The organism is Gordonia sp. UBA5067 (assembly GCF_002414845.1).
Classification (GTDB): Bacteria; Actinomycetota; Actinomycetes; order Mycobacteriales; family Mycobacteriaceae; genus Gordonia; species Gordonia defluvii.
The window spans coordinates 62,254-86,781 of record NZ_DIAX01000010.1; the positions used below are offsets into that span (position 1 = coordinate 62,254).

At 66.7% G+C, this 24,528-nt stretch carries 23 protein-coding genes; 10 read left to right on the forward strand and 13 right to left on the reverse strand.

The window, feature by feature from the left end; translation table 11 throughout:
* Positions 1-42: 42 nt before the first annotated feature.
* From B4M62_RS01895 to B4M62_RS01925, 7 genes are all read left to right on the forward strand, one after another.
* Positions 43-1,452 (forward strand): amidase, encoded by a 1,410-nt coding sequence (locus B4M62_RS01895; protein WP_290704499.1) that lies wholly within the window; start codon positions 43-45, stop codon positions 1,450-1,452.
* Between the two features lie 60 nt (positions 1,453-1,512).
* Complete coding sequence (gene phoA, locus B4M62_RS01900) at positions 1,513-2,967, forward strand: alkaline phosphatase (protein WP_290704336.1); 1,455 nt, start codon at positions 1,513-1,515, stop codon at positions 2,965-2,967.
* Between the two features lie 209 nt (positions 2,968-3,176).
* Positions 3,177-4,802, forward strand: a complete 1,626-nt coding sequence (groL, locus tag B4M62_RS01905; RefSeq protein WP_290704339.1) for a chaperonin GroEL — start codon at positions 3,177-3,179, stop codon at positions 4,800-4,802.
* Positions 4,803-4,972: 170 nt separating this feature from the next.
* Positions 4,973-5,647 (forward strand): DUF4166 domain-containing protein, encoded by a 675-nt coding sequence (locus tag B4M62_RS01910; RefSeq protein WP_290704342.1) that lies wholly within the window; start codon positions 4,973-4,975, stop codon positions 5,645-5,647.
* A 34-nt stretch (positions 5,648-5,681) separates the two neighbouring features.
* Positions 5,682-6,122 (forward strand): SRPBCC family protein, encoded by a 441-nt coding sequence (locus B4M62_RS01915; protein WP_290704345.1) that lies wholly within the window; start codon positions 5,682-5,684, stop codon positions 6,120-6,122.
* The gene (locus tag B4M62_RS01920; protein WP_290704348.1) at positions 6,119-6,631 is read left to right on the forward strand and encodes a DUF6764 family protein; all 513 of its coding nucleotides are present in this window, start codon (positions 6,119-6,121) and stop codon (positions 6,629-6,631) included. The genes B4M62_RS01915 and B4M62_RS01920 overlap by 4 nt, the downstream gene beginning before the upstream one ends.
* A 548-nt stretch (positions 6,632-7,179) precedes the next feature.
* A complete protein-coding gene (locus B4M62_RS01925; protein ID WP_290704351.1) occupies positions 7,180-8,058 on the forward strand; it encodes an SGNH/GDSL hydrolase family protein in 879 nt (292 codons plus the stop codon).
* Here B4M62_RS01925 and B4M62_RS01930 read toward each other — a convergent pair.
* From B4M62_RS01930 to B4M62_RS01945, 4 genes are all read right to left on the reverse strand, one after another.
* Positions 8,055-10,121, reverse strand: a complete 2,067-nt coding sequence (locus B4M62_RS01930) for a prolyl oligopeptidase family serine peptidase (RefSeq protein WP_290704356.1) — start codon at positions 10,119-10,121, stop codon at positions 8,055-8,057. The genes B4M62_RS01925 and B4M62_RS01930 overlap by 4 nt on opposite strands.
* A gap of 25 nt (positions 10,122-10,146) precedes the next feature.
* On the reverse strand, positions 10,147-11,253 hold the full coding sequence (locus B4M62_RS01935) for a linear amide C-N hydrolase (protein WP_290704365.1): 1,107 nt from the start codon (positions 11,251-11,253) through the stop codon (positions 10,147-10,149).
* Between the two features lie 122 nt (positions 11,254-11,375).
* Positions 11,376-12,578, reverse strand: coding sequence for an NADH:flavin oxidoreductase (locus B4M62_RS01940; RefSeq protein WP_290704367.1), 1,203 nt, complete (start codon positions 12,576-12,578; stop codon positions 11,376-11,378).
* 48 nt (positions 12,579-12,626) lie between these two features.
* On the reverse strand, positions 12,627-13,190 hold the full coding sequence (locus B4M62_RS01945; protein WP_290704369.1) for a TetR/AcrR family transcriptional regulator: 564 nt from the start codon (positions 13,188-13,190) through the stop codon (positions 12,627-12,629).
* Positions 13,191-13,300: 110 nt separating this feature from the next.
* On the opposite strand from B4M62_RS01945, the gene lpdA reads away from it, so the two are divergent.
* A complete protein-coding gene (gene lpdA / locus B4M62_RS01950; protein ID WP_290704371.1) occupies positions 13,301-14,686 on the forward strand; it encodes a dihydrolipoyl dehydrogenase in 1,386 nt (461 codons plus the stop codon).
* 112 nt (positions 14,687-14,798) lie between these two features.
* On the opposite strand, the gene B4M62_RS01955 is transcribed toward lpdA, so the two are convergent.
* The 9 genes from B4M62_RS01955 to ramB all read right to left on the reverse strand — a co-directional run bounded on the left by B4M62_RS01955 (position 14,799) and on the right by ramB (position 22,425).
* A complete protein-coding gene (locus tag B4M62_RS01955; RefSeq protein WP_290704373.1) occupies positions 14,799-15,587 on the reverse strand; it encodes an ABC transporter permease in 789 nt (262 codons plus the stop codon).
* The gene (locus B4M62_RS01960) at positions 15,584-16,357 is read right to left on the reverse strand and encodes an ABC transporter ATP-binding protein (RefSeq protein WP_290704375.1); all 774 of its coding nucleotides are present in this window, start codon (positions 16,355-16,357) and stop codon (positions 15,584-15,586) included. The genes B4M62_RS01955 and B4M62_RS01960 overlap by 4 nt, the downstream gene beginning before the upstream one ends.
* A gap of 4 nt (positions 16,358-16,361) precedes the next feature.
* Entirely contained in the window at positions 16,362-16,829 is a 468-nt protein-coding gene (locus B4M62_RS01965) for a hypothetical protein (RefSeq protein WP_290704377.1), read from the reverse strand.
* 16 nt (positions 16,830-16,845) lie between these two features.
* Positions 16,846-17,211 (reverse strand): cupin domain-containing protein, encoded by a 366-nt coding sequence (locus tag B4M62_RS01970; protein ID WP_290704379.1) that lies wholly within the window; start codon positions 17,209-17,211, stop codon positions 16,846-16,848.
* A 74-nt stretch (positions 17,212-17,285) separates the two neighbouring features.
* Positions 17,286-18,077, reverse strand: a complete 792-nt coding sequence (locus B4M62_RS01975; protein ID WP_290704381.1) for a methyltransferase domain-containing protein — start codon at positions 18,075-18,077, stop codon at positions 17,286-17,288.
* Positions 18,078-18,150: 73 nt separating this feature from the next.
* Positions 18,151-18,792, reverse strand: coding sequence for a class I SAM-dependent methyltransferase (locus B4M62_RS01980; protein WP_290704384.1), 642 nt, complete (start codon positions 18,790-18,792; stop codon positions 18,151-18,153).
* 25 nt (positions 18,793-18,817) lie between these two features.
* Positions 18,818-19,348 (reverse strand): carboxymuconolactone decarboxylase family protein, encoded by a 531-nt coding sequence (locus B4M62_RS01985; RefSeq protein WP_290704387.1) that lies wholly within the window; start codon positions 19,346-19,348, stop codon positions 18,818-18,820.
* Between the two features lie 78 nt (positions 19,349-19,426).
* Positions 19,427-20,851, reverse strand: a complete 1,425-nt coding sequence (locus B4M62_RS01990) for a lipase family protein (protein WP_290704390.1) — start codon at positions 20,849-20,851, stop codon at positions 19,427-19,429.
* 113 nt (positions 20,852-20,964) lie between these two features.
* Positions 20,965-22,425, reverse strand: a complete 1,461-nt coding sequence (gene ramB / locus B4M62_RS01995) for an acetate metabolism transcriptional regulator RamB (RefSeq protein ID WP_290704393.1) — start codon at positions 22,423-22,425, stop codon at positions 20,965-20,967.
* Between the two features lie 24 nt (positions 22,426-22,449).
* Between ramB and B4M62_RS02000 the strand changes: the two genes are divergently transcribed.
* Together B4M62_RS02000 and aceA are read left to right on the forward strand one after the other, a co-directional pair.
* Entirely contained in the window at positions 22,450-23,229 is a 780-nt protein-coding gene (locus tag B4M62_RS02000) for a hypothetical protein (RefSeq protein ID WP_290704396.1), read from the forward strand.
* Positions 23,230-23,576: 347 nt separating this feature from the next.
* Positions 23,577-24,528 (forward strand): isocitrate lyase (gene aceA / locus B4M62_RS02005; protein ID WP_290704398.1); only part of this gene is annotated, 952 nt, incomplete at its 3' end.

Here is a 24,528-nt window from a genome sequence, read left to right on the forward strand (position 1 = left end):
GTGACGACCACCCGTGTAGCCTCGGCTGCCATGACAGCTGCCATGACAAAGGTGAGTGCCTTTACCGACGACTGCCTGGGCGAGCTGGATGCGGTGGGCATCGCCCAAGCCCTGCGGGCCGGGAACTTCTCGGCCGAGGAAGCAGCACGTGCCGCGCTGGCACGGATCGATGCGGTGGAGCCCCAGCTGAATGCGGTGGCGCAGGACGACCGCCGGCGGGGGCTGGCGCGGGCCGCGGCGGGAGATTTCCCGGACGGCTCGCTGCGTGGCGTCCCATCGATGATCAAGAACAACACGCTCTTCGCCGGGATCCCGACACAGCATGGGTCGGCCGCCGTGCCGCCGACCCCGGCCGATCGCAATGAGGGGTTCACCGACCAGATGTTGGCGTCGGGGATCAATATCCTCGGTGCGACGACCTTGCCTGCTTTCGGTCTGACCGCGTCTACCGAATTCGTTGACCGTCCGCCCACCCGCAACCCCTGGAACACCGAGTACTCCGCCGGAGCCTCGTCGGGTGGGGCGGCCGCGCTGGTCGCCGCCGGAGCGCTGCCGATTGCCCACGCCAACGACGGCGGCGGCTCGATCCGGATCCCGGCCGCCTGCTGTGGCCTCGTCGGGCTCAAGCCCACCCGCGATCGGGTCGTTGCGTCGGCGGAGGCGAAGGGCATGCCGATTGACCTGATCTCTAACGGCATCGTGTCGCGGACAGTGCGCGACACGGCACACTTTCTCGCCGACACCCAGCGGTACGCCCCCGGTAAGAACATGCCCGAGCTGGGGCTCGTCGAGGGGCCGAGCGGCCGCAAACTGCGAATCGCGCTGATCTCGGAGTCGATCACTGGCGGACTGCTCGACGCCCAGACCTCCGTGGCGCTCGAGTCGGTCGCCGAACTGTTGGCGGCGCAGGGTCATATGATCGACCGGGTTCCGCTGCCCGTGAACCGCAACTACGTGCAGCAGTTCACCGACTATTGGGCGCTACTCGCATTCAGTCTCGATCATTTCGGAAAGCGCGTGCTGGACAAGGGATTCGACCGATCGAAGCTCGACCCGTTTACCGCAGGTCTGTCGAGGACGTTCATCAAGCGGTTCTGGCGAACACCGGGAGTGCTGATGGGACTGCAGAAGTCGACTAAGCAGTTCCATGCGCTCTTTGAGGACTTCGACGTGGTGTACTCGCCGACGCTGGGTCATACGACGCCGAAGATCGGCTACCTCGATCCCGGCGGAGACTTCGACGAGATCTTTGAGCGACTGATCAACTACGTGACCTTTACCCCGGCCAACAATACTTCCGGCTCGCCGGCGATCAGCCTGCCGCTGGCGCAGAGCGCAGACGGCCTGCCGATCGGCTTGCACTTCGGCGCCGACCTGGGTCAGGAGCAGATGCTCCTGGAGTTGGCCTACCAGTTGGAGGCCGAGCGTCCATTCGCGCGGATCCAGGACTGACGGGCTTCGCCGCGCGCCGTCGTTTCCGTGCTGTTCACCCTGGCGTGCTGGGGTGACCGGATGCGCACCACGCCGCTCGTCGTCGCCACCGCTGCACTCACGCTGACCCTCGCCGGTTGTGGCGCCCCGGGACCAGGGGTCGACGGCAAGACGGCGGCGGGAGTGCGGATCGACCGCACGGGTGCGGGACGTCTGGCCGAGAACGGAGGGGCGCGACGCCTGACCGGCGATCAGACCGGAGCGATCGCCGACTCGATCCAGCGGGCGGGGGCTCGCAACGTCATTCTGATCATTGGTGATGGCGCGGCGAATCAGGAGTACACCATGGCCCGCAACTACCAGTGGGGAGCGGCCGGCCGGATTCCCGGCGTCGACGACCTACCGCTCACCGGCGAGTACACCACCTACTCGTTGGACAAGACGACCGGGAAACCGGACTACACCACCGATTCGGCTGCCGCGGGCAGCGCCTGGTCGACGGGGACCAAGACCTACAACGGCGCGATCTCGGTCGACCTTGAGGGGCGTCCGCAGCGAACGATTCTGGAGCTCGCCAAGGCGAATGGTCTGGCCACCGGCAACGTGACCACTGCCGAGCTGCAGGATGCGACGCCCGCGGTGCAAGTCGCCCACGTGACCCACCGCAAGTGCTACGGGCCGGCGGAGACAGCGCAGAAGTGCCCGGCGAACGCCGCCGAGAACGGTGGCGCGGGATCGATTACCGAGCAGTTGCTGGCCGCCCGCGCCGACGTGACGCTGGGCGGCGGCTGGGGGACGTTCGCGCAGACGGCGACAGCGGGCAGATACCGTGACCGGACTCTGGCGGCGCAGGCCAAGGAACGCGGGTACCGGATAGTGCGGTCGGCGCAGGAGTTGCGTGCGGTGACGGCGGCCGATCAGGACGAACCGCTGTTGGGGCTCTTCGCGGACGGCAACCTGCCGCGCATCTGGGACAAGGCGACAGCGACGCCGCACGGGGCAGTCGCGCCGGCGCTCCGGTGCGCCCCCAACCCCCGGTTTACCGCGCAGACGCCCAAGCTCGGCGACATGACGCGCAGCGCGATCGGTCTGCTCGGCGCCGCCCGGGACGGCAAGGGCTTCTTCCTCCAGGTGGAGTCGGCATCGATCGACAAGGCGGCGCACGAGGCGGACCCGTGTGGACAGATCGGCGAGACGGTACAGCTGTCCGACGCGGTGACTGTCGCGCTCGATTACGCGCGCAAACAGAAGGACACCCTGGTGATCGTCACCGGCGACCATGCGCATTCCACCCAGATCGTCGGGGGCGGAACCGACACCCCGGGGCTCACCCGGACATTGATGACGGCCGACGGCGCGCCGATGACGGTTAGCTACGGCACGTCCGTGGAGGCTGGGGAGCAGCAGCACAGCGGCGGCCAGGTGCGTATTGCGGCCTACGGCCCTGGCGCGGCCAACGTCGTCGGGCTCACCGATCAAACCGACCCGTTCGCTGTCATCACCGATCAGCTCGGACTCAACCGAAAGACGAACTGAAGGCGAATCGCGGCCCGGGGTGGACCGGGCCCCTCGGCCTCTGACGTTGCACTCTTACAGGGGGAGTGCTAGAAACGGAGTTGGCACTCTCCTACCGTGAGTGCCAGTTGGGACGATGAGACCGGTCGTTGACACGCCGGTCGTCCGTCGCGGGCATCGCACCGACATACGAAACCTAGTGTCACCCCCTACCGGAGGATCACTTACCAATGGCCAAGCAAATCGCGTTCGACGAAGAGGCCCGCCGTGGCCTCGAGCGGGGTCTCAACACCCTCGCCGACGCAGTCAAAGTGACGTTGGGACCCAAGGGCCGCAACGTCGTTCTGGAGAAGAAGTGGGGCGCCCCCACGATCACCAATGACGGTGTTTCCATCGCCAAGGAGATCGACTTGGAGGAGCCGTACGAGAAGATCGGCGCCGAGCTGGTCAAGGAAGTCGCCAAGAAGACCGACGACGTCGCCGGCGACGGCACCACCACGGCCACCGTGCTGGCCCAGGCGCTCGTCAGCGAGGGCCTGCGCAACGTTGCCGCGGGTGCCAACCCGATGGGCCTCAAGCGCGGCATCGAGAAGGCCGTCGAGACGGTCACCGCGGCACTGCTGAAGAGTGCCAAAGAAGTTGAGACCAAAGAGCAGATCGCTGCCACCGCAGGCATTTCCGCCGGTGACCCGGCCATCGGCGATCTCATCGCCGAGGCGATGGACAAGGTCGGCAACGAAGGCGTCATCACCGTTGAGGAGTCGAACACGTTCGGCCTTCAGCTGGAGCTGACCGAGGGCATGCGGTTCGACAAGGGCTACATCTCGGGTTACTTCGTCACCGACCCGGACCGTCAGGAAGCCATCCTCGAGGATCCCTACATCCTGCTCGTCTCGAGCAAGATCGCGACCGTCAAGGACCTGCTGCCCCTGCTGGAGAAGGTCATCCAGGCCGGCAAGCCGCTGCTGATCATCGCCGAGGATGTCGAGGGTGAAGCCCTCTCGACCCTGGTCGTGAACAAGCTGCGCGGCACGTTCAAGTCCGTCGCCGTCAAGGCACCGGGCTTCGGCGACCGTCGCAAGGCCATGCTTGCCGACATTGCCATCCTCACCGGTGGCGAGGTCATCAGTGAAGAGGTCGGGCTGTCGCTCGAGGGCGCCGGAGTCGAGTCGCTGGGTACCGCCCGCAAGGTCGTCGTCACCAAGGACGAGACCGTGATCGTCGACGGTGCCGGCGACAAGGCGCAGATCGATGGCCGCACGGCCCAGATCCGCCAGGAGATCGAGAACAGCGATTCCGACTACGACCGGGAGAAGCTGCAGGAGCGTCTGGCCAAGCTGGCCGGCGGTGTTGCGGTCATCAAGGCCGGCGCGGCCACCGAGGTGGAGCTCAAGGAGCGCAAGCACCGGATCGAGGACGCTGTGCGCAACGCGAAGGCAGCCGTCGAAGAGGGCATCGTCGCCGGCGGTGGCGTAGCACTCCTCCAATCCGAGGATGCGATCGACAAGCTCGATCTCGAGGGTGACGAGGCGACCGGTGCCAACATCGTGCGCGTCGCACTGGAGGCTCCGGCCAAGCAGATCGCGATCAACGCCGGTCTCGAGCCCGGCGTCGTCGCCGACAAGATCCGCCATGCCAAGAAGGGCACCGGCCTCAATGCCGCCACCGGCGAGTACGAGGACCTGCTCAAGGCCGGCATCAACGACCCGGTGAAGGTCACCCGCTCGGCGCTGCAGAACGCGGCGTCGATCGCGGCACTGTTCCTCACCACCGAGGTCGTCGTCGCCGACAAGCCGGAGAAGAACGCGGCCCCGGCCATGCCGGGTGGCGATGAGATGGGTGGCATGGGCTTCTAAGCCCGCTTCTCGTCAACGAGCGCAATCGGGGCCGGTCATCCAAGGCGGATGGTCGGCCCCGACGCTTGTTCGAGGCGCGCCACCGGCCCACCTGCGGTGGCCGTCACCCGGGTCGGGTATGACTAGTAGTATGTATTCTTTCGGTCGATTCGCCGAAGGGAGTGCAGCCGATGACGCCGGTCTACCGTGTGGCGCTGGGTTCTGAGTTCGACCGACTGCACCCCAATATGCAGTGGCGCTATGGGATCGACTCCACCGCCGGCGTCGCGCAGTTGATGACGGGCCTGATCGAATCGATCTACATCACCCCCGCCTTCGCACCGCCCCTGGTCTGGTATTACGGCAAGCGCAACGCCATGCCCTCGAAGACCAGCCGGATGGTGCCCTTTGAGGCGGGGAACTACTGTTACCGCGACGAATTGGGCCGCGAGTGTCTGGCAGTTCTGCGCACCTTCGGCTATTCGACTGGCGACCGCCACCTGAACTCGGTGATCGTCGACGGGCGTGACGGCTTCGTCGACTATTTCGGCGACGGACCCGAATTGCTGTACCCCATCGAGCCATCGGTGACCGAGGACGGCTCACTCCTGCTGGAGAGTGGTCCGGCGCGCTGGTTGCGCGGACCCAAGATTTCGATGCGGGGACCCTTTGTGGTCCAGATGAAATACATCGAAGGCTGGGACGAAAAGCATCAGCGTTTCCGGTGCGATGCGACCGTCCGCAATCCGGTGATCGGGGAGATCCTGCACTATCGAGGATGGTTCACCGCGGTCGACAAACCAATGACGACGGCGGAGATTCCTGACGAAGCCTGGCCATTCCGGCTCATCGACCGGGAGACGTGACGCGCAGGGGCCCCGGCAAGGTAGGTTGACTGCCATGGGAGTCTCCGCGAATACGAAATTCGATATTGCCGCACCACCGTCAGTGGTCATGGAAGTTCTGCATGACATTGAGTCGCTTCCCGAATGGTCGGGTCCACACAAGACGGCCGAGGTCCTCGAAGAGTACGACGACGGCCTGCCGAAGGTGGTCAAGGTCAAGGTGTCGATGGGCCCGATCACCGATGAGCAGACACTCAACTACCAGTGGACCGACAACTCGTGCACCTGGGACCTCATCGAGGGCACCCAGCTGGCCGAGCAGCACGGCGTCTACACCATCACCGCGACTGACAAGGGTTCGCGGGTCGACTTTTCGCTTGATATCGAGCTGAAGGTGAAACTGCCCGGCTTGATCGTCCGCCAGGGTCAGAAGACCGCCGTCGACACCGCGAAGAAGGGGCTGACCAAAGAGGTGCTGAAGCGGGCCAAAGGATGATGGTCGCCCGAGTCGTCGCCGCTGCCGGCGTGATCGCGGCGGGGGCGTGGCTCTCCGTCGTTGTCGGTGGCGCCACGTCAGCGTCGGCGGGCACCCTGTGCCAGGCGGTGAACGGTTCCAGTCAGCAGAAGGTGCTGGGCGACAGCGGATGCGGTGCCCGTGCCGGGCAGGGCAGCACCGCCCGTGCCGAGGACACCAGCGGGGAGGGGACCGCCGTCGCCGTCGCCACGAGTCGCGGCCGAGCAGATGCCCGCACGTTGGATCGCAAGTCGACGGCACTGGCCGGCGCGCAGCGCGGCGGCAACGCACAATCGTTCGCTACCGGGCCCGGCGCCTTCTCCGTTGCGCAGGCCGATCGCGGCGGGCAGTCGCTGGCCGTCGGCGGCTGGGGCGGCAAAGCCATATCGACGCCACGCGGGACCGCGTGCGCCGGCGGCTTCGCCTTCGCCTGGGAGTCCAACTCCGGCAAGGTGTGCCTGAGCAGCGGTTCGATTCGCTACTCGAACTGAGCAGCCGCCAACCGGGGGCCGCCGGCGTCGGCTTCCATCGAACAGCCAATCACCAACCAGCACGGCAAAATGGCGGCGCACATTTTTTTTGATCCGACGTCCCCGATCGGCGGCGATCGAGGAATACACTCGACGAGTCAGGCGTCAGTGACCGGAGAACCGGCCCAGTCTGGAACAACAGGAGAAGTCATGATGAATCGAATTCCACTCGCGATGGGCATCGTCGGCGGCGCCTTGGCTGTTGGCGTGTTTGCCGCTCCGGCCGCCTATGCCGCTCCCGCCACGGCGCCGTCCCCGGCGGTAAAGGCGACCCCTGTCAAGGGTTCACTCAACTTCTGCATCACCATCCCGATGCCTGGCTCCGCAGCGTTGGTTTGGTGTATCTGATCCAGGCGTAGTCCGTAGCGCCGTTCGCGGTTAGCGCACGGCTTGCCACGCCGAGTCCTCGAGAAGCAGGGCGCCGCGAGAGATCGCGGTGCCCTGCTTCGGCGGGCTGATCGTCGTCTCGACCGCGTATCAATTCACCTGGGTGATCTGAAGGGGGTGTGGTGCCTCAGTTGCCTCGAGGTCCGCGGTTCGCGGCGATCGCTGCCGGAGTGTTGGTCATCGGAACAGTGTTGGCCCTGGGAACGTTGTGCGCGCAGCCGGCTGGCGCGACGCCGCTCCGCGGCGAGTACGTGGCGCTCGGCGACTCCGCGGCGGCCGGTCCGCTGATTGCGCCGCAGGACTTGACTGTGCCCGGATGTCTGCGCGCGCAGCGGAACTATCCGGCCGTCCTGGCCGACCGCATCGGGGTGCGGCTGCGCGATGCGACGTGCTCGTCGGCAACGTCGGAGAACGTGTCCGCCGTCCTGCAGCGCACCCCGGCCGGAACAGTCCCGGTGCAGACGTCGCTGCTCTCGGTGCACACCCGCCTGGTGACGCTGACGATCGGCCTCAACGACGTGAAGATGTTCTCCGTCGCACTGTCCTGCGCGGAACTGCCCGGGTCAGTCCCCTGTAGTCAGCGCTATCGCCGGGGCGGGATCGACGAACTCGAGATCCGCATCGACCGCCAGCGGCCGAAGTGGGGCCAAACGCTGGATGCGATCCGCCGCGCCGCCCCCAACGCGAAGGTCGTCGTCGTCGGCTACGGCACTTACGTGCGCGCCGGCGGGTGCGCGTCCCAGCCGGTCACCCCCGCCGACGCCGACTATCTGCGCGCGGTGGTCGCCCATGCCAACACGGTGATGGCCGGGCAGGCGCAGCGGCGCGGGATGCAGTTCGTGGACCTTGCCGCGATGAGCGCGGGCCATGACATGTGCGCACCGCCGAACCGGCAGTACTTCTTCGGCCTCGTCCCGGCGAGCGTCGGCGCGCCGCTGCACCCGACAGCGCTGGGCATGGTGGCCATCGGCCGGTACGTCGCCGCAACGATGGACCATTAACCGTCGGTGCCGGCCCGCAGCCGCTGCCAGAGGAACTCGTACGCCAGCGCGGCGAGGAAGGCCGCCTGTTTGTGGTCGGCGGCCCCGCCGTGTCCACCCTCGATGTTCTCGTAGTACCAGACGTCGTGGTGTCCGGTCTGCTCCAGTAGCGCGGCGAACTTGCGCGCATGCCCCGGGTGCACGCGGTCGTCGCGCGTCGAGGTCGTGATGAGAATCGGCGGGTAGTCGACGTCTGCCCGGACGTTGTGGTACGGCGAGAACGGCTCGATGAACGCCCATTCGTCGGGATCGTCGGGGTCGCCGTACTCGGCCATCCACGATGCCCCGGCGAGCATCGTATGATAGCGGCGCATGTCGATCAGCGGCACCTGACACACCAATGCGCCGAAGAGTTCGGGATAACGGGTCGCCATCACTCCCATCAGTAGGCCGCCGTTGGACCCGCCCATCGCCCCCAACTGTGCGACGGTGGTGAGGCCGTTGGTGACCAGCGCTTTGGCAACCGACGAGAAGTCCTCGTAGACCTTGTGCCGCCCGGACTTCTGGGTCTGCGTGTGCCAGGTCGGCCCGTATTCGCCACCCCCCCGGATATTGGCAATGACGTATATCCCGCCGTCGGTGATCCAGTTCCGGCCCGGGCCGGCCGCGTAGCCGGGAACCAGCGCATTCTGAAATCCGCCATAGCCGTAGAGCAGGGTCGGGCCCGATTCGACGTCCCGCCGGCGCACGACGAAATAGGGGATGGCCGTCCCGTCGTCGGAGGGGGTGAAGAACTGTTCGGCGATCACATCGCTGGCGTCGTAGAACTCGGGCGAGTGCTTGATCGGCTCCACGCCGTCGACCGTGGTGCCGTGGAGCAGCGTCGGCGGCGTGGTGAACGTGCTTGCTGACGCGAAGAGTTCGTCGCCGTCCTCGGGATCGGTGCCGAGAATCGAGATGGTCGCCAGTTCGGGCAGGCCGTTGAGCGTCGCCCGCTCCCATTCCCCCAGGGTCAGCAGGCAGACCCGGGTCGAGACATCGTGCAGCGTGGTCAGAATCAGGTGCGAGCGGGTCATCGCGTAATCGGCGAGGCTGGTCGAGGCGTCGGGGGTGAAGAGCACGACGGCGGTACGGTCGCCGGCGAGAAATGCTTCGTAGTCGAAGACCAGCAGGCTGCCCGGCACGTGAACGGTGCCGCCGCTCTCCCACGGCGATCGTGGGATGACGAAGAGCCACTGACGATAGGGCGCGGCGTGTGCATCGGTGGGCACGTCGATGAGTGTTAGTTCACCGGTGCCCGGTTCGAACTGATAGGTCAACGAGTTGTAGAAGTCAGTGGAGCGTGCGGCGAAGTGTCGCTCGAAGCCGGGCGTGCTGTCGTACGAGGCGCCCGCGGAGACATCGGTGTACTCGCCGGTGAAGACGGTGTTGGCATCGGCCAGGTGGGTGCCGCGAACCCACCGCTTGGTGATGCGTGGGTAGCCCGATTCGGTGAGAGACCGATGTCCATCGGGCGCCTCGCCGAAGTCGGTACTGACGTAGACGGTGTCGGGGTTGAGCCAACTCATCGTCGACTTCGCCTCCGGCAGCGCGAATCCGCCGGCTTCGGGTGCCACCCAGGTGCGCGTATGCAAGTCGAACTCGCGGATCACCGAGGCGTCGGCCCCACCGCGCGACAGCGAGACCAGCACGTGGCGCCACAGACCGGACCCGTCGCGGGGGCGCAGCACTCGGGCGCCGGCCCACACCCAGTTCTCCTGCTCGTGCTCGGCGAGGGTATCGACGTCGATGAGGACATCCCAGTCGGGCGCGTCGGTCCGATAAGAATCGAGGGAGGTGCGTCGCCATAATCCACGCGGGTTCGTCGCGTCGCGCCAGAAGTTGTAGAGGTGCTCGCCGCGGCGCACGACACCGGGGATCTGGTTGTCGTCGTCGAGAATCTCCAGCGTCTGGCTGCGAATCTTCTCGAAGTGCGGTGTGGCAGCAAGGGTTTCCAGCGCCCGCTCATTCTGCTCGCGCACCCATTCGAGCTGCCGCTCGCCGTCGATGTCTTCGAGCCATGCGTTGGGATCGGTGTCGGTCATCGGTCCATCATGTCAGGGCCCGGTACTACTCGGCGGCGAGGAGTTCGGCGCGCTTCTCGTCGACGAGGTCTTGCACCTCGGTGTGCTTCTTGGCGTCGCCGACGAGGGCCTTCGCCGTTACGACCGCCTCGCCCAGGAGCTTGGCCTGCTTGATTGAGACGATGTGCAGCCGGTGATGCTTCTTGAACTTCTTGGTGACGTTTCCCGAGAGCCCGTTCTCGACTTCGAGTCGATTGATGAGGTCGAGCTTTTCCTCGCCGGAGCCGTCGCTGAAGTCCATCTCCTTCAGATCCACCCAGACGATATTGGGGCGGGTCGTGGACTCGAAGAAGTAACGCAGGTTGGTGAGGTCGCTGACGGTTTGCCACACCGTCTGCGAGGCATCGGGCTTGCCCGGCTCCGGCGTCCGGAACGGTTGTGCGGCATTGCGGATGATGCTGAACATCGCCGCGATGCCCTGGGTCGGGGTGGTCGGCTGCACCTGGCGACCGACGTAGTAGAGCGCGCGGGCGAACCGGTCGGCGGCGTCACACGTCCCCGGGAGCGGATCGTCGCCACCCAGTCCGGAGAACTTCTTGACCAACTCGAGCTGCTGATCGTAGCTGGGCGAGTTAGTCATCACCACATAGTCTTTGTTGTGATAAATATTGAGCGTGCCGTCGAGGTACTCGAAGATCGCCGAGTCGCCGGCCGCGTCATCGAGTGCGAGGTGTAATGCCGGCTGGCTGCCGCCGGTGGGGTCGGCCATGGGAATGATCTGCGGGTCGTTCTCCTGCGTCCAGTCGACCGCCTCGGCAACGGTCGCGAAGTTGTCGAGGTAGTACTGCAGCCACACCGACATGGCGAGCTGGGGGCGCGAGTCGTCCGGCACGCCGTACTCGGACTCGGCGAGCCACAGGATGTGCCCGGCCAGCCCGTTCTCATTCATGCCGTCGGTGGACAGGATGTCGAAGACGCCGGCGATGACGCTGCCGTACTTGGCCGTCCAGCTGAGCTTTCCCTCGACCCGGTCGTCGCGCTTGACGCCGCGGGGCAGCTTCCACAGGTTGGTGCGAAGATCCATGTGGAAGTCCATGTTGCGTCCGACGACGACGGCGCCGTTGGCATTGGGCCACATCACACGAGTGCACATACGTGTTGCCACCTACTACTTTCTGTGTCGTTGATCCCGGTGCCGTGGTTTCCGGGCCCACCTGCCGATGACGCTACGGCTGTCTCAGCGGTTTTGTCGGTCAAGCCGAGAAGACGTGGTCCTCACTCGGGAACTTCGCCGGTACGGATCGGGCAGCGGGTGTGGGTGTAGATCGTTGGCATGCACAAGTTGCAGTGAGTGCAACGCGACTGGACGGTCGGGTCGAGCGCCAGCCGGTTGGGCAGGTCCGGCTCGCGCAGCAGCGCCCGGCCCATGGCGACGAAGTCGAACCCCTCGTTCATCGCGGTCGCGATCGATGCCCGATCGGTGACGCCGCCGAGAAGGATGAGTGGCATTCGCACCGCAGCGCGGAGCTCTCGCGCCAGCGGGAGCAGGTACGTGTCGTGGTATGGGTAGTGCTTCAAGAAGATCGGTCCGCCGGCCTTGAGGCCCCAGCGCATCGCACCGGAGAAAGCCTGGGCGAACTCCTTGCGCGGCGCGTCGCCGTGAAACAGGTACATCGGGTTGAGCAGCGAGCTGCCGGCCGTCGGCTCGATGGCGTCGAGGTGTCCGTCGGCTTCGAAGAGCCGGGCGACCTCGCAGGCCTCGTCGACGTCGAACCCGCGCAGCGGCCCACGCCGGGGAGTCCCGTCGTACATGTTGAGCTTCACCCACACCGCGACGTCGTCGCCGACCGCGTCCCGCACGGCTGCCGCCACCTCGCGGGCGAAGCGTGCTCGGTTGACCAGGGAACCACCGTAACCGTCGCGGCGGCGGTTGAGCAGCGGTGACAGGAAGCTGGACAGCAGGTAATTGTGGCCGCAATGCAGTTCCAGCGCGTCGAATCCGGAGTCGACGGCGAGCCGGGCGCCGTCGGCGAAGGTGCGCACCAGGGCGGCGATCTCATCGGCATCGGGGGAATGAGTCATCGACATCCCCATCGGGGCCGGGATGCGGCTTGCGGACAGGGCCCGGGCGCCGTTGGAAGCGGAATTGGCCACCGCGCCGGCGTGCCCGACCTGTGCTGCGGCCAGGGCGCCTTCGGCGTGAATCGCGTCGGTGAGGCGGTGCAGCCCTGCGACCGCGTCGGGGCGCAACCAGATCTGATGACGGTCGGTGCGGCCCTCCGGCGCGACGGCGCAATAGGCGACGGTGCTGATGGCGGCACCACCGGCGGCGACCTCGCGGTGAAACTCGATCAGCTCATCGGTGACCAGCGCGTCGGGCGTCATCCCTTCGAAGGTGGCGCATTTGATGAGGCGATTGCGGGTGCGCAGCGGTCCGAGTCGGGCTGGGGCGAAGGGGTCGCGGATCGGTGTCGTCATGGTGGTTGCCTTCGGGGTGGGATGGGCGGATGGAACGGGGGAGGTGCGTCAGACGGGTGGGGCGGCAAGGCCGGCGATCACGAAGGCGCGCAGCGCGCGCAGTTCATCGTCGGCGAGCGGGGCGCGGTCGGCGCGACCGAACGCGGTGAGGATCAAATCGAAGGCGAGGGACCAGCGCGTGCGGGCGGCCTTCTCGTCAAGGCCGGGAAGTCGGCCGCTCCACTGGCGCAGTGACGTCCAGCCGCCCGAGGCGGCCGGCCACCGAGTCTGTGGGGCATCGGCGACGATCCGCGCGAGGAGGTGCAGGTAGGTCCTGCCGAGGGCCTCGGACTGGATCTCGGTGAAGGGGCTGAGTACGGCGTCGACGAGATCGGGCACGGTCGACGACGCGGTCAGCGCTGTCAGTGCCGACGTCCAGCGGGGGACCAGCCGGTCGTCGAGAAGAGCGACGACGAGGTCCTCCTTGGTCCCGAAGTGGTAGTGCACGGCCGCCACGTTGGCTTGTGCGGCGGTGCAGATCGCGCGTACGGACACCGTGTCGTACGCGGCAGTGGTGAACAGTTCCTCGGCACTGGCGAGGAGGCGCTCACGGGTCGCGGCTTCAGGTGGCACGGGTCTCAGTACACCACTTCTCAAGCAGTGATTCAATCGACGATTGAAAGTTACTCACGGGTAGGCGTGGGTCCCCTGCGACGCGACGACGCGGACGCTACGCTGAGGTCGTGTCAGAACACTTTGAAACCGTTGTCCTGGGTGCTGGGCCCGGCGGGTACGTGGCCGCGATCCGGTCCGCCCAACTCGGCCGCACCACTGCCGTCATCGAAGAGAAGTGGTGGGGAGGTGTCTGCCTCAACGTCGGCTGTATCCCGTCAAAGGCATTGCTGCGCAACGCCGAACTGGCGCACATCTTCAACCACCAGGCGTCGATCTTCGGGATGAGCGGGGAGGTGGCCTTCGATTTCGGTGCCGCCTTCGACCGCAGCCGCACGGTGTCCGACGGCATCGTCAAGGGTGTCCACTTCTTGATGAAGAAGAACAAGATCACCGAGATCGACGGTTACGGAGTGTTTCGGGACGCCAAGACCATCATGGTCGGCGACCGCGAGATCACCTTCGACAATGTCATCATCGACACCGGTTCAGAGGTGAAGCTGCTGCCCGGCGTCGAACTGTCCGACAATGTCGTCACTTACGAAACCCAGATCATGAGCCGTGACCTGCCGTCGTCGATCGCCATCGTCGGCGCCGGGGCAATCGGCATGGAATTCGGCTACGTGCTGGCCAACTACGGCGTCGACGTCACGATCATCGAGTTCATGGATCGGGTCCTGCCCAACGAGGATGCGGACATCTCCAAGGAGATCGCCAAGCAGTACAAGAAGCTCGGCGTGAAGCTGTTGACCTCGACGAAGGTGCAGACCGTCGCCGACAACGGCTCGTCGGTCACCGTCACGTACGCCGACGCCAAGGATCAGCCGGGCGAGCTCACCGTCGACCGGGTACTGATGTCCGTCGGCTTTGCACCGCGGGTCGCCGGGTTCGGGCTCGAGACCACCGGCGTCGAACTCACCGGTCGCGGTGCCATCGCCATCGACGACCACATGCGTACCAACGTGCCCGGCATCTACGCGATTGGCGATGTCACCGCGAAGCTGCAGCTCGCCCACGTCGCCGAGGCGCAGGGCGTGGTCGCGGCCGAGACCATCGCCGGCGCTGAGACCATGACGCTCGGCGACTACCGGATGATGCCGCGCGCCACCTTCTGTCAGCCGCAGGTTGCCTCCTTCGGGCTCACCGAGGCGCAGGCGCGCGACGAGGGCTATGCGGTCAAGGTGACCAAGTTCCCATTCTCGGCCAACGGCAAGGCGCAGGGTTTGGCCGAGACCGCCGGCTTCGTCAAGCTGATCACCGACACGACGCATGACGAGTTGCTCGGCGCGCACCTCGTCGGGGACAACGTGTCGGAGTTCCTGCCGGAGCTGACGCTCGCGCAGAAATGGGATCTCACCGCTAATGAACTGGCCCGCAACGTGCATACGCACCCGACCATGTCGGAGGCGTTGCAAGAGGTCTTCCACGGCGCGATCGGCCACATGATCAACCTCTAACCCGCATGGTTTCGTCCATACAACACCAATCGGTGTTGTATGGACGAAACGATGAGGGGTTGTCCTCGCGTGGCGCGGTAGTCCGGGTAGCGGCCGTGCGACCTACGCGCGATCAGTCCCGCATCCGTCGGAGGGCGGCCGCCGCCATCCCACCGGCGACCGCCACCGCGGCGATCCCGCAGAAGTACGCCAGGGCGCCGTTGATCCCCCACGGCGGGCTGAGGCCGAGCTGCTGGCCAGTCCCGTAGATCCCGTTGAGGTACGGCATGTACTGCTGTACCCGCATGCCGTTCGGAATCAGGGCGATGGCGTTCTCGACAATGCCGACCCACAGCAGGATAGCCGCAACGGTGGCGACCGCGGAGTCGAGAAGTGCCGCCAAGCCGACTCCGAGCGCAGCGGCACAGAACGCGAAGAGCGGGACGGTCCAGCAGAATCGGAGACCGGCCGACGACGCCAGGCGGACAGTGCCATACACGACGGGGAACAGCCGGGGAAGGGTCGTCATCAGCCCGATGACCATGGCCAGGGCCAGGCCTGCCGCGATCGACCCGTAGAAGAGGACGCGCGCGGCGATGGTTGTCGACGGTGAGCCGAACAGGTAGCGCTCGGTATCGGCGGTCGCGCCGCGGGTCGCCGACGCCTGCGCGTAGGCCGCGCCGACCGCCAGGATCAGTACGCCCAGATTGATCACCCAGTAGACCGAATTAGTGGACTCGGCCGCCGAGACGCTGATCGTCGTCGTGGTCATCGTTGCGAAGCGTTCCGAGATGGCCGCAACGGCGTAGGTCGTCCCCACTGGCACGGCGACCCCGAGCGGCACGGCGACCAACCACCATGGGCTGCGCCGGCCGCCGGCGCGCGTCGCTTCGGCGGCGACCGCGGGAGCGATTGTCGTCATGGCGCGCCACAGGTCCCCGGCCCGGCGGCCGGTGGCGCCGCGCCGACGGTGCGCAGGTAGGCCGATTCGAGGTCGACCGCGTCGCTGAGGAAGCCGCTGAGTTTGTCGTCGGCGATCAGCTCCCCGTCGCGCAGCACCAAAATCCGGTCTGCGTTGCGCCGCACCTCGTCGAGCAGATGGGAGGCGACGAGGACGGCCCGCCCGTCGTCGGCGAGTTCGCGCAACAGCGTGCGCAGCCAGATGATGCCGGCGATGTCGAGCCCGTTGAAAGGCTCGTCGAAGATCAGCGCCGGTGGGTCGCCGAGCAGCGCCCCGGCGATGCCGACGCGTTGCCGCATGCCCAGCGAGTAGTCGCCGATCCGGCGGTCCGCGACGTCGGCGAGCCCGACGAGGGCCAGCACCTCCTCGACACGGCCCGGGCCGATCCCAGCCGAACGACCCAGCCAGCGCAGGTGGCGCCGGCCGGTGTGGCGGGGGAGGAAGGCATCGTGATCGAGGTGCACGCCCAGCTCCCGCAGGCGCGGTCCGGGGCGGGCCGGGCGTGTTGAACCCTGACCGTTCACTCTCGTTCCCAGCGTCGGGCCGTCGATCCCGACGGTCCCGTGGTCTGGTGTGGCGATCCCGCTCATGCAGCGCAGCAGGGTGGATTTGCCCGCGCCATTGAGGCCGAGGAGATAGGTCAGGGACCCGTCGGGCACCACCGCGGAAACACCGCGCAACACGGTGCGCCCGCCGTAACGCTTCGTCAGGTCGTGGGCGCAAAGGCTCACTGCATCAGGCGTTGCAGTAGATCGGCAGTCCGACGGTCTTCACGCCCTGGCACATCGAGCTCGACGCCAACTTCCAGTTGCCCTGGTAGACGAAGTCGATCGGCATGCTGATGTCGGGTCGGCCGGCCGAGCGGGCGTGCATTTTCAGCGTCGCGCGGCTGTCCGTACGGACGATCGGGCCGCTGACGCCGGCGGAGCCCTTGGGGGCCCGGAACAGGCCCAGGTTGTAGACGGTGCGCGGGACCACGACGGCGCTTTCGCCGCCTTCGATGTTGGCGGCCTTCGCCGTGTCCGACGCCGGCGTCGCGACGAGGAACTGCACGATGCTGTTGAAATCGGCGACCGACGGATTGGTGGCCGAAACGGTGAAGTTGGCCGGGAGGGCCGCCGCAGTGCCCCCGATGGTGGCGCCGCCGACCAGTGCGGTCAGTGCGGCCACGCCGGTGATCAGGGTGGTGTGCAGGAATCTCATCGGTGACCTTTCGGGACTACTTGGAGTGGTGCGTGGCGTGCTCGGTGTGGTTGGGGGTCAATACGATCAAGGACAGTGCCGAGTCCGTCGTCGCGGTCAGCGAGTGTGGGATCTCGGCTTCGACGTGGATCGCGGTGCCGGGAGTCAGCACCGTTGTCTCGTCATTGACGGTGAACTCGACGCGCCCGGCCTGGCTGACGACGAGGATCGGCCAGCGCGCGTTGTGCTCGGCCATCGTCTGGCCGCTGCGGAAACTGAGCCGGACAACGGTTGCGCCGTTGAGGTGGGCGAGGGCCTTGATGTCCGGACCGCCGGAGTCGGGTCGGCTCACGGCGGTGTCGGCGAGCCCGGTGATGACGGTTTCGGCGGGGGACTCGGACATTGTGCTTCTCCTTCATTGGGGCCGCCGGGGAATCCGGAGCCGGGGTCTAGGTGAAGGGTAGAACCTCGGCTGCCTCAGGTGCGGACGGCGATGACCTCGATCGCCGCCAGGTTGCCCTGGTACTTGCGGAACGTCCGGCGCATGCCGAGAACACGCTTGCGTGCGTCGCCGTTGCGGATGACGTTCGCGACGAAGCGCAAGGCGCCGCCGAGCCCCTCGTCGGCGATGATCCGTCGCGGCTGCAGCAGCGCCATCGGCGCGAAACGCACCTGCTCGACGATGAATCCGGCGTTGGTGAGCAGTTCGCGCCACTCGGCTTCGGTGAGTGGACGCGCGTTGACCTTGATCGACCGTGCCAGCGACTGGCGGATCTCGGTCTTCTGCTCATCGGTGAGGGTGTCGGGGTGCAGTGCGAGTTCGTGGATCGCGTAGCGCCCGCCGGGGCGCAGGACGCGGACGGCCTCGTCGACGATCTGTGTCTTCACCTTGTCCGACTGCATGGTGAGCATGGCTTCGCCGATGGCGACGTCGACGCTGTCATCGGCGAGGCCGGTGGCCTGGGCCTCGCCGGTGGTGACGGTGCCGCGGTCGCCGACGGCTTCGCGGGCGAGCATCGCGGCCGCCTCGTCGGCCTCGACGCCGCGGTAGCTGCGCGGCGATCGGGCGAGGATCTCGGTGGCGGTCCGCCCCAGACCGGGTGCGATCTCCAGGACGTCGGCGTCCGCGAGGTCGGCATCGGCGAGCAGGTGCTCGGTCAGTTCCAGTCCGCCGGGGCGCAGGACGCGCTTCCCGAGCTTGGCCAGGATCCAGTGTCCGGGCATGTCTTCGTCGCGGCGGTCGGCGTAGGGCAGATCGGTGGTGGCCATCGGGCTCACACTCCTTTGATTCTGGAGGATAAGCCTACGGTAAGTTATGTCACCCTAATTTGGCTAGCCTTAATTAACTTTGGTCCTTGGTGGCAAGGACGAATTGCCCCTGGTCGACAATTGTGTGTTCCATGCGAGTGACCCCGGCCGCGCGCAATCGATCAGTGATCTCGTGACGGCCGAAAAAGTGGAATCCGGCCAGCTTGCCGATGGTTTCGACCCCGGGAAGTTGCGATACCGGCGTGGTGACCGACGTGAAGATCGCGATTTCTCCGCCTGGGCGGGTGACCCGGACGAGTTCGTCGACGACGGGCAGCGGGTCGGGGATCAGGTAGAGCGCGGCGAAGCAGGCCACCGTGTCGAAAGCACCGTCCCGGAACGGGAGGTGGTGCGCGTCGCCTCGGACGTACGAGGTTCGCGCAAGCGGCTTAGATACCGCCTGCGCGAGCATGGCGCCGGAAAAGTCGATGCCGACGCAGCGTCCGTCGCTTGTCAAGTTGGCGGCCAAGCGTCGCGTGTACAGCCCGGGTCCGCACGCGACGTCCAGGATGGTGCGGTCGCCGGAGCGGGCGAGGTAGGCCGTGAGGGCTTTGTCGAATTCGGCGGTCCCGGGCCCACCCAGGCTGAACAGCCGGGTGAACGCCGGACGCCACAATCCCTCATAGACTGCGGAGAACACCGGGTTGGTCATGAAGCGTTGGGCGAGGGTGGCCATGGCTCGGGTCTGTCCGATTCGCCGGTCAGGCGTCGCGCTGCACGCGCAGGACGCCCAGCGTCGTGGCGAGCGAGTCGTACTGGGAGACCAGCAGGACGAGGGATATCTGTTTCGGCTCGTCGAGGTGGCGGGCCAACCCGGCCCACGTCGGGTCCGAGATATCCCGGGCCTGCACCATCTCGTCGACGGCGAGTAGGAGCGATCGCTCCCGGTCCCCCCACCCGGCGTCGGGGCCCTCGAGGATCCGCCCCATCGTCGCCTCGTCGATCCCCGCGCGTTTGCCGAGTTTGCGGTGGTGATCCATCTCGTAGTCGCACGAACGCAGGTGTGCGACGCGAATGATGATCATCTCGGTGTCTTTGCGGGACAGCTTGCCGAACGGCATCATTCGCGACGAGTAGTACAGCCAGCCGCGGAACAGCCCTTTGGACCGACCGAGCGTCGAGAAGATGTGCGCGTCGTCGACGCCTTGGACCTTCGAGGCCCCGCGGGCGAAAACCCAGTTGAACAAGCCGAGTTCACGTAAGCCGCCGGGTTCGATGCGTGGAGTGCTCATGGCGTTCAACCGTAGCGAGGCGCGCGGTGGCGGGGGTGGCGTTTGCCGCGGATGGCGGACCCGGGCATCGGCGCGTGCTCAGTTCGCGCAGCCGCTGATCGTGCGGGGAATCACCGACGGCCGGAACGGGGTTCGATTGACCCGCGACGCCAACCAGGTCAGCGCGTCGGGATAGCCGAGGAAGGCACTGCCGAAGTGTTCGGCGGGAAACTCGTGGTACTCGACGGAGACGCCGAGCCGACACTGCTCGGCGACGAACTGTCGTGCCCCAGCGGCGGGCACCCACCACTCAAACGTGCCGTGATACACGAAAAGCGGTGTGGCGGACGGTATCCCGCGCATCGCGGTAATCGCATACAACTGTTTGGCCAAGGGGGAGTGGAATGGATCGCCGCTCTTGGAAAGCAGTTGCATCGGCCACATCGTCGGACCGAGCAGTCCGGCCGGCACAGTGCACGCGTCCTTGATCGGGGACATCATCATCCACTGTGCGAGGTTGTTCGCGTCGGCTAGCAGTTCGGGGCGCTCCCGGATGATTCCCAGTGTTGCGACGTGGAGCACGCCGGTGGCCAAATTCGCATTCATCGACCCGGGCAGCATGGCGAAGTCGGCGGGGAGGCCGCCGAGCGCGGTGCCGAGGATTCGGCCGGTCAGCTCAGGCGCGTAGCGGTCGAGCTCCTTCACCGCCCCGTGGGCCGCGATCGCGCCACCGGAAAACCCGGACATCACCAGTGGTGCGGTGCCGATACCGAGGTTGCCGCCGGTCTGGTCGTCCTGGTTGAGCATCGCCCGGATGGAGTCGAGCACCACCCGGCCGGCGGCAATCGGCTCGGCGTAAGCCATCCGGGCTCCCTCGTGATCGGGAACGAGCACGATGAAGCCGCGGTCGAGTGCCCACTGGATCGTCGGCGGCACCCGGTCGGGGGCGTTGGTGCCCGCGTCGCGCACGTGGGACATCGTGTAGCCCGGTGTGCACCGCATCCCGAGTGAATCGATCGCGACGTTGTTCACCAGCACCGGCGTCGGTTTGCGGCCGGGCCAGCGGACCGTCGGGTAGACCAGGGTGGCCGTGCCGACCGAGGGTGCGCCGTGGGAATCGGTGGTGGCGAACTTGAGTTGCACTGCTCGCCGAATGGGATGGTCGAGCGCGGGACCTGCGGTGGGTGTGACGGTCCGAACCGTGAGGACGGTGCCGGGGCGCATCCGGGCCAGGTTTGCCGGCCACCGGTCGAAGAAGGGGTCACCAGTCGGGGAGGGGAGGAGGGCGGCCCGAAGGGCTTGGGATTGCCGGTCGATTGTGGGCGACGCGGCACGCGGATCGGGGCGCATCGGGCGGGGGACACGGGGCGGTGGCACGGCCCTGTTCATGAAGTCCCGCACCGCCGGCGGCGCCGGGGCGACATTGAACGGCTCTGCGTTCGCCGCGGGCGGGAACGGCTGTGCGGTGCCGAGCACAAGAGTCATGGCGGTGAGCGCGACGAGGGCGAGCGGTAGCGGTCTCATTTCACCTGCCTCTACACAGCCGTGAAGTGTGACTACAGAATAGAACGTCTGGGTGACGACTGTTCTCAGATCTAGGGTCTGGTCGGCGAAATTCTGGGCACAGTCGGCGGGAATCAGGCGTCGTAGGGCGAAATGCTGCTGCGATGTTCGTCGATGTGCAGCGGCACGCCCAGCGGGGGGAACGCGCGTTGGGGGCATTGCACGCGCTCACAGGTCCGGCAGCCCGAACCGATGGGGGTGACCCGCGCCTGCGGCCCGATCTCCAGGCCGTCGGAGTAAATGACGCGACCCGCGTGGCGCAGTTCGCAGCCCAGCCCGATGGCGAAGGTCTTGCCCGGCTGGCCGAAGCGTGCGGCGCGCCGCTCCACGGTGCGCGCCACCCAGAAGTATTCGCGGCCATCGGGCATCTGCGCGACCTGGGTGAGGATCTTGCCGGGAGAGGCGAAGGTCTCGTACACGTTCCACAGCGGGCAGGTGCCGCCACTGGCGGAGAAGTGAAAACCGGTGGCGGACTGGCGTTTCGACATGTTGCCGGCCCGGTCGACACGGACGAAGGACCAAGGTATGCCCCGCAGGTTGGGACGTTGCAGTGTCGAGAGCCGGTGGCAGATCGTTTCGTAGGACAGCGAATAGAAGGCGGAGAGCCGTTCGATGTCGTAGCGGAAGTCCTCGGCTGCACCGTGGAACTGCTCGTAGGGCATGACGGCGGCGGCGGCGACGTAGTTTGCCAGCCCCGACATCGCGAGGGTGCGGGCATCGTCGGAGGTGAAGTTCGCCTCCTCGACCAGCTTGCGCATCAGGTCGCCGTACTCCAGGTAGGCCAGTTCGGAGGTGAGTTTGAACGTCCGCTGCCCGGGACCCAGTGCCGCGGAGACTTCGAGTCGGCCGGTGTGGGCGTCGAGGCGGTGCAGGACGTCGTCGCCCAGGTCTACCCGCCGGACGATCTGCACTCCGTGCACGGTTTCGAGCCGGTTGCCGATTTCGGCCCGGACGTCGCCGGAGTGCATGCGCATCCGGGTCACCATCTCTTCCGCGGCGACATCGAGGTCGTGGAAATAGTTGTGATGCGCGGAGAAGAAGTCGCGCACTTCTTCGTGGGGGGCGCTGATCGACCCCCGCATACTGCGGTCGCCGCGCTCGTCGATGACTGCGGCGAGCTGATCGGTCGCGACTCGATAGCGGCGGTGCAGGTTGACGACCGCTTCGGCGATGGCCGGGTGCGCGGCCACCATGTCGGCGAGCTCTTGGGGGTCGGTCGCGGTCTCGGCCGCTTCCACGTGCTCTTCGATGAGGGCTTCACGGAGTTCGGCGACGAGCCGGATGTCGTCTTGCGGGTCGAAGAACCGGGCGTCGATCCCGAACACCTCGGAGATCCGGCCCAGCACGGGGGCAGTGAGGGGCCGGGTGTCATGTTCGATCTGGTTCAGGTACGACGCTGAGATGCCGAGATCGGCGGCCAGGCGAACCTGTGAGAGACCGCGTTCGGCCCGCAATGCCCGGAGGCGGGAGCCGACGTATTGGCCAGCGGGCCGGCGCACATCGTTACCCTTGGCCGGCGACGGTGAACTGGTCATGTGGTTGCCGGTACGGTGTCGCGCATGGGTTCTCCAAGAACATTGTCGGCGGTGGCCGCCGTGGTCGTGGCCGCCGGGCTGGTGGGCTGTTCCCCAACGGTAGACCCGAGTCCGCCCAAACCTGCGTCGATGCTCCTGGCGCCCACGGCCTTGCCGGCCGGGTTCACCGCCGTCGCCGCGACAGTGGCCGAGTTGGTGGCCGCCAACGCGGGTCCGCTGGCGGCCGCGTCGCGGGCCCCGATCGCACCGCTGGAATGCCGGCCCACCGCCGACGCCGATCTCAACAAACGACTCGACGACGATAATGCGGCGGTGCTCGCCGCGCGCAGCTCGGCGGCGGCGCTGAGCAACCTCGTTTTCGCCGGTACCCGTGACATTGACGCTGATGTACGCGAACGAACCGGTGCCTGTGCGACGACGCGTACGACGATCGTCGGCGGCGCCCGTGCGGGTGCGGTCGTCACCGCTGAGCACCGCAGGCTGGCGCCCCCGATTCTCAACGGCGTGGCGCCCGGCCGGCTCGGCCGGCTCGGTCGGCTAGCGATTGCGCAGATGTTCGTCGTCCGGACCGATACCACGACCACCCTGCCCGACGGCGCCACCTCGCGGGCGGTGTCGTTCGCCGCCTATGCCGCGGCGCGCACGCCGGGGCCGGCGGCGACCGGCGACTACACGATTGCGGTGACGGTGGCCGGCGACTCGACTCCCTTCGCGACACCGTTTCCCGAGGTTGCCGAGCCGATGTCGGACCAGGAGTTCGTCGAGTTGTTCAGCAAGGCACTCGCGGCCGCGGCGCAGCGCTGAGCGTTCGCACCGGGGGCGACGCGACGAGTGTGACCGGTTGCATACTGCGTCGGGGAGGTGTGGGCGCAGGCCGAGGTCCTCGGCGGGCCGCACCGCGGCCGGCCGGTCGGTGTGCGGAAGAAATCCCAGTACGGGCGTACTTTTTAAGCCCCCCGACCGCGGCTTTCACAGGCGTAGTTTCGCAAACTTTGCAAAATTCCGGCAAAAGATGGCTCAAATTTACACCCAGCACCGAATGGACCTGCGTGTTTGTTCTGTGGCACCCTTGCATCAGGCACCGCCTAGAGGCTTCGGATTCTTCGCAATCCGCTTCGGCCTTTCGAAAGTAGAAGAAAGCGAATGCACTAATGAGCAACGTCGGAAAGCCACGCACCGCCGCTGAGATCCAAGCGGACTGGGATACCAACCCCCGCTGGAAGGGCATCACGCGCGATTACACCGCCGACCAGGTGGTCGAGCTTCAGGGCACCGTCGTCGAGGATCACACCCTCGCGCGCCGAGGCGCCGAGATCCTGTGGGAAGGCGTGACCAAGGGCGACGACAGCTACATCAACGCACTGGGCGCCCTCACTGGAAACATGGCCGTGCAGCAGGTGCGTGCCGGTCTCAAGGCCATTTACCTGTCCGGCTGGCAGGTCGCCGGCGACGCCAACCTCTCGGGCCACACCTACCCCGACCAGTCGCTGTACCCGGCCAACTCGGTTCCGGCCGTCGTCCGCCGCATCAACAACGCACTGCTGCGCGCTGATGAGATCGCCAGCGTCGAGGGCGACCAGGCCGTCGACAACTGGCTGGTCCCGATCGTCGCCGACGGCGAGGCCGGTTTCGGTGGCGCGCTCAACGTCTACGAGTTGCAGAAGGCCATGATCGCCGCAGGTGCCGCCGGTACCCACTGGGAGGACCAGCTGGCCTCGGAGAAGAAGTGCGGCCACCTCGGTGGCAAGGTGCTGATCCCGACCCAGCAGCATATCCGCACCCTCACTGCGGCCCGCCTGGCCGCCGACGTCGCCAACACGTCGACCGTCGTCATCGCCCGCACCGATGCCGAGGCCGCAACGCTGCTGACCTCTGATGTCGACGAGCGTGACCGCCCCTTCCTTGATGGCACCCGCACGTCGGAGGGCTTCTACGGCATCAAGAACGGCATCGATCCCTGCATCGCGCGTGCCAAGGCTTACGCCCCGTACGCCGACCTCATCTGGATGGAGACCGGCAAGCCCGATCTCGAGGTCGCCAAGAAGTTCGCCGAGGCCGTGAAGAGCGAGTTCCCCGACCAGCTGCTGGCCTACAACTGCTCGC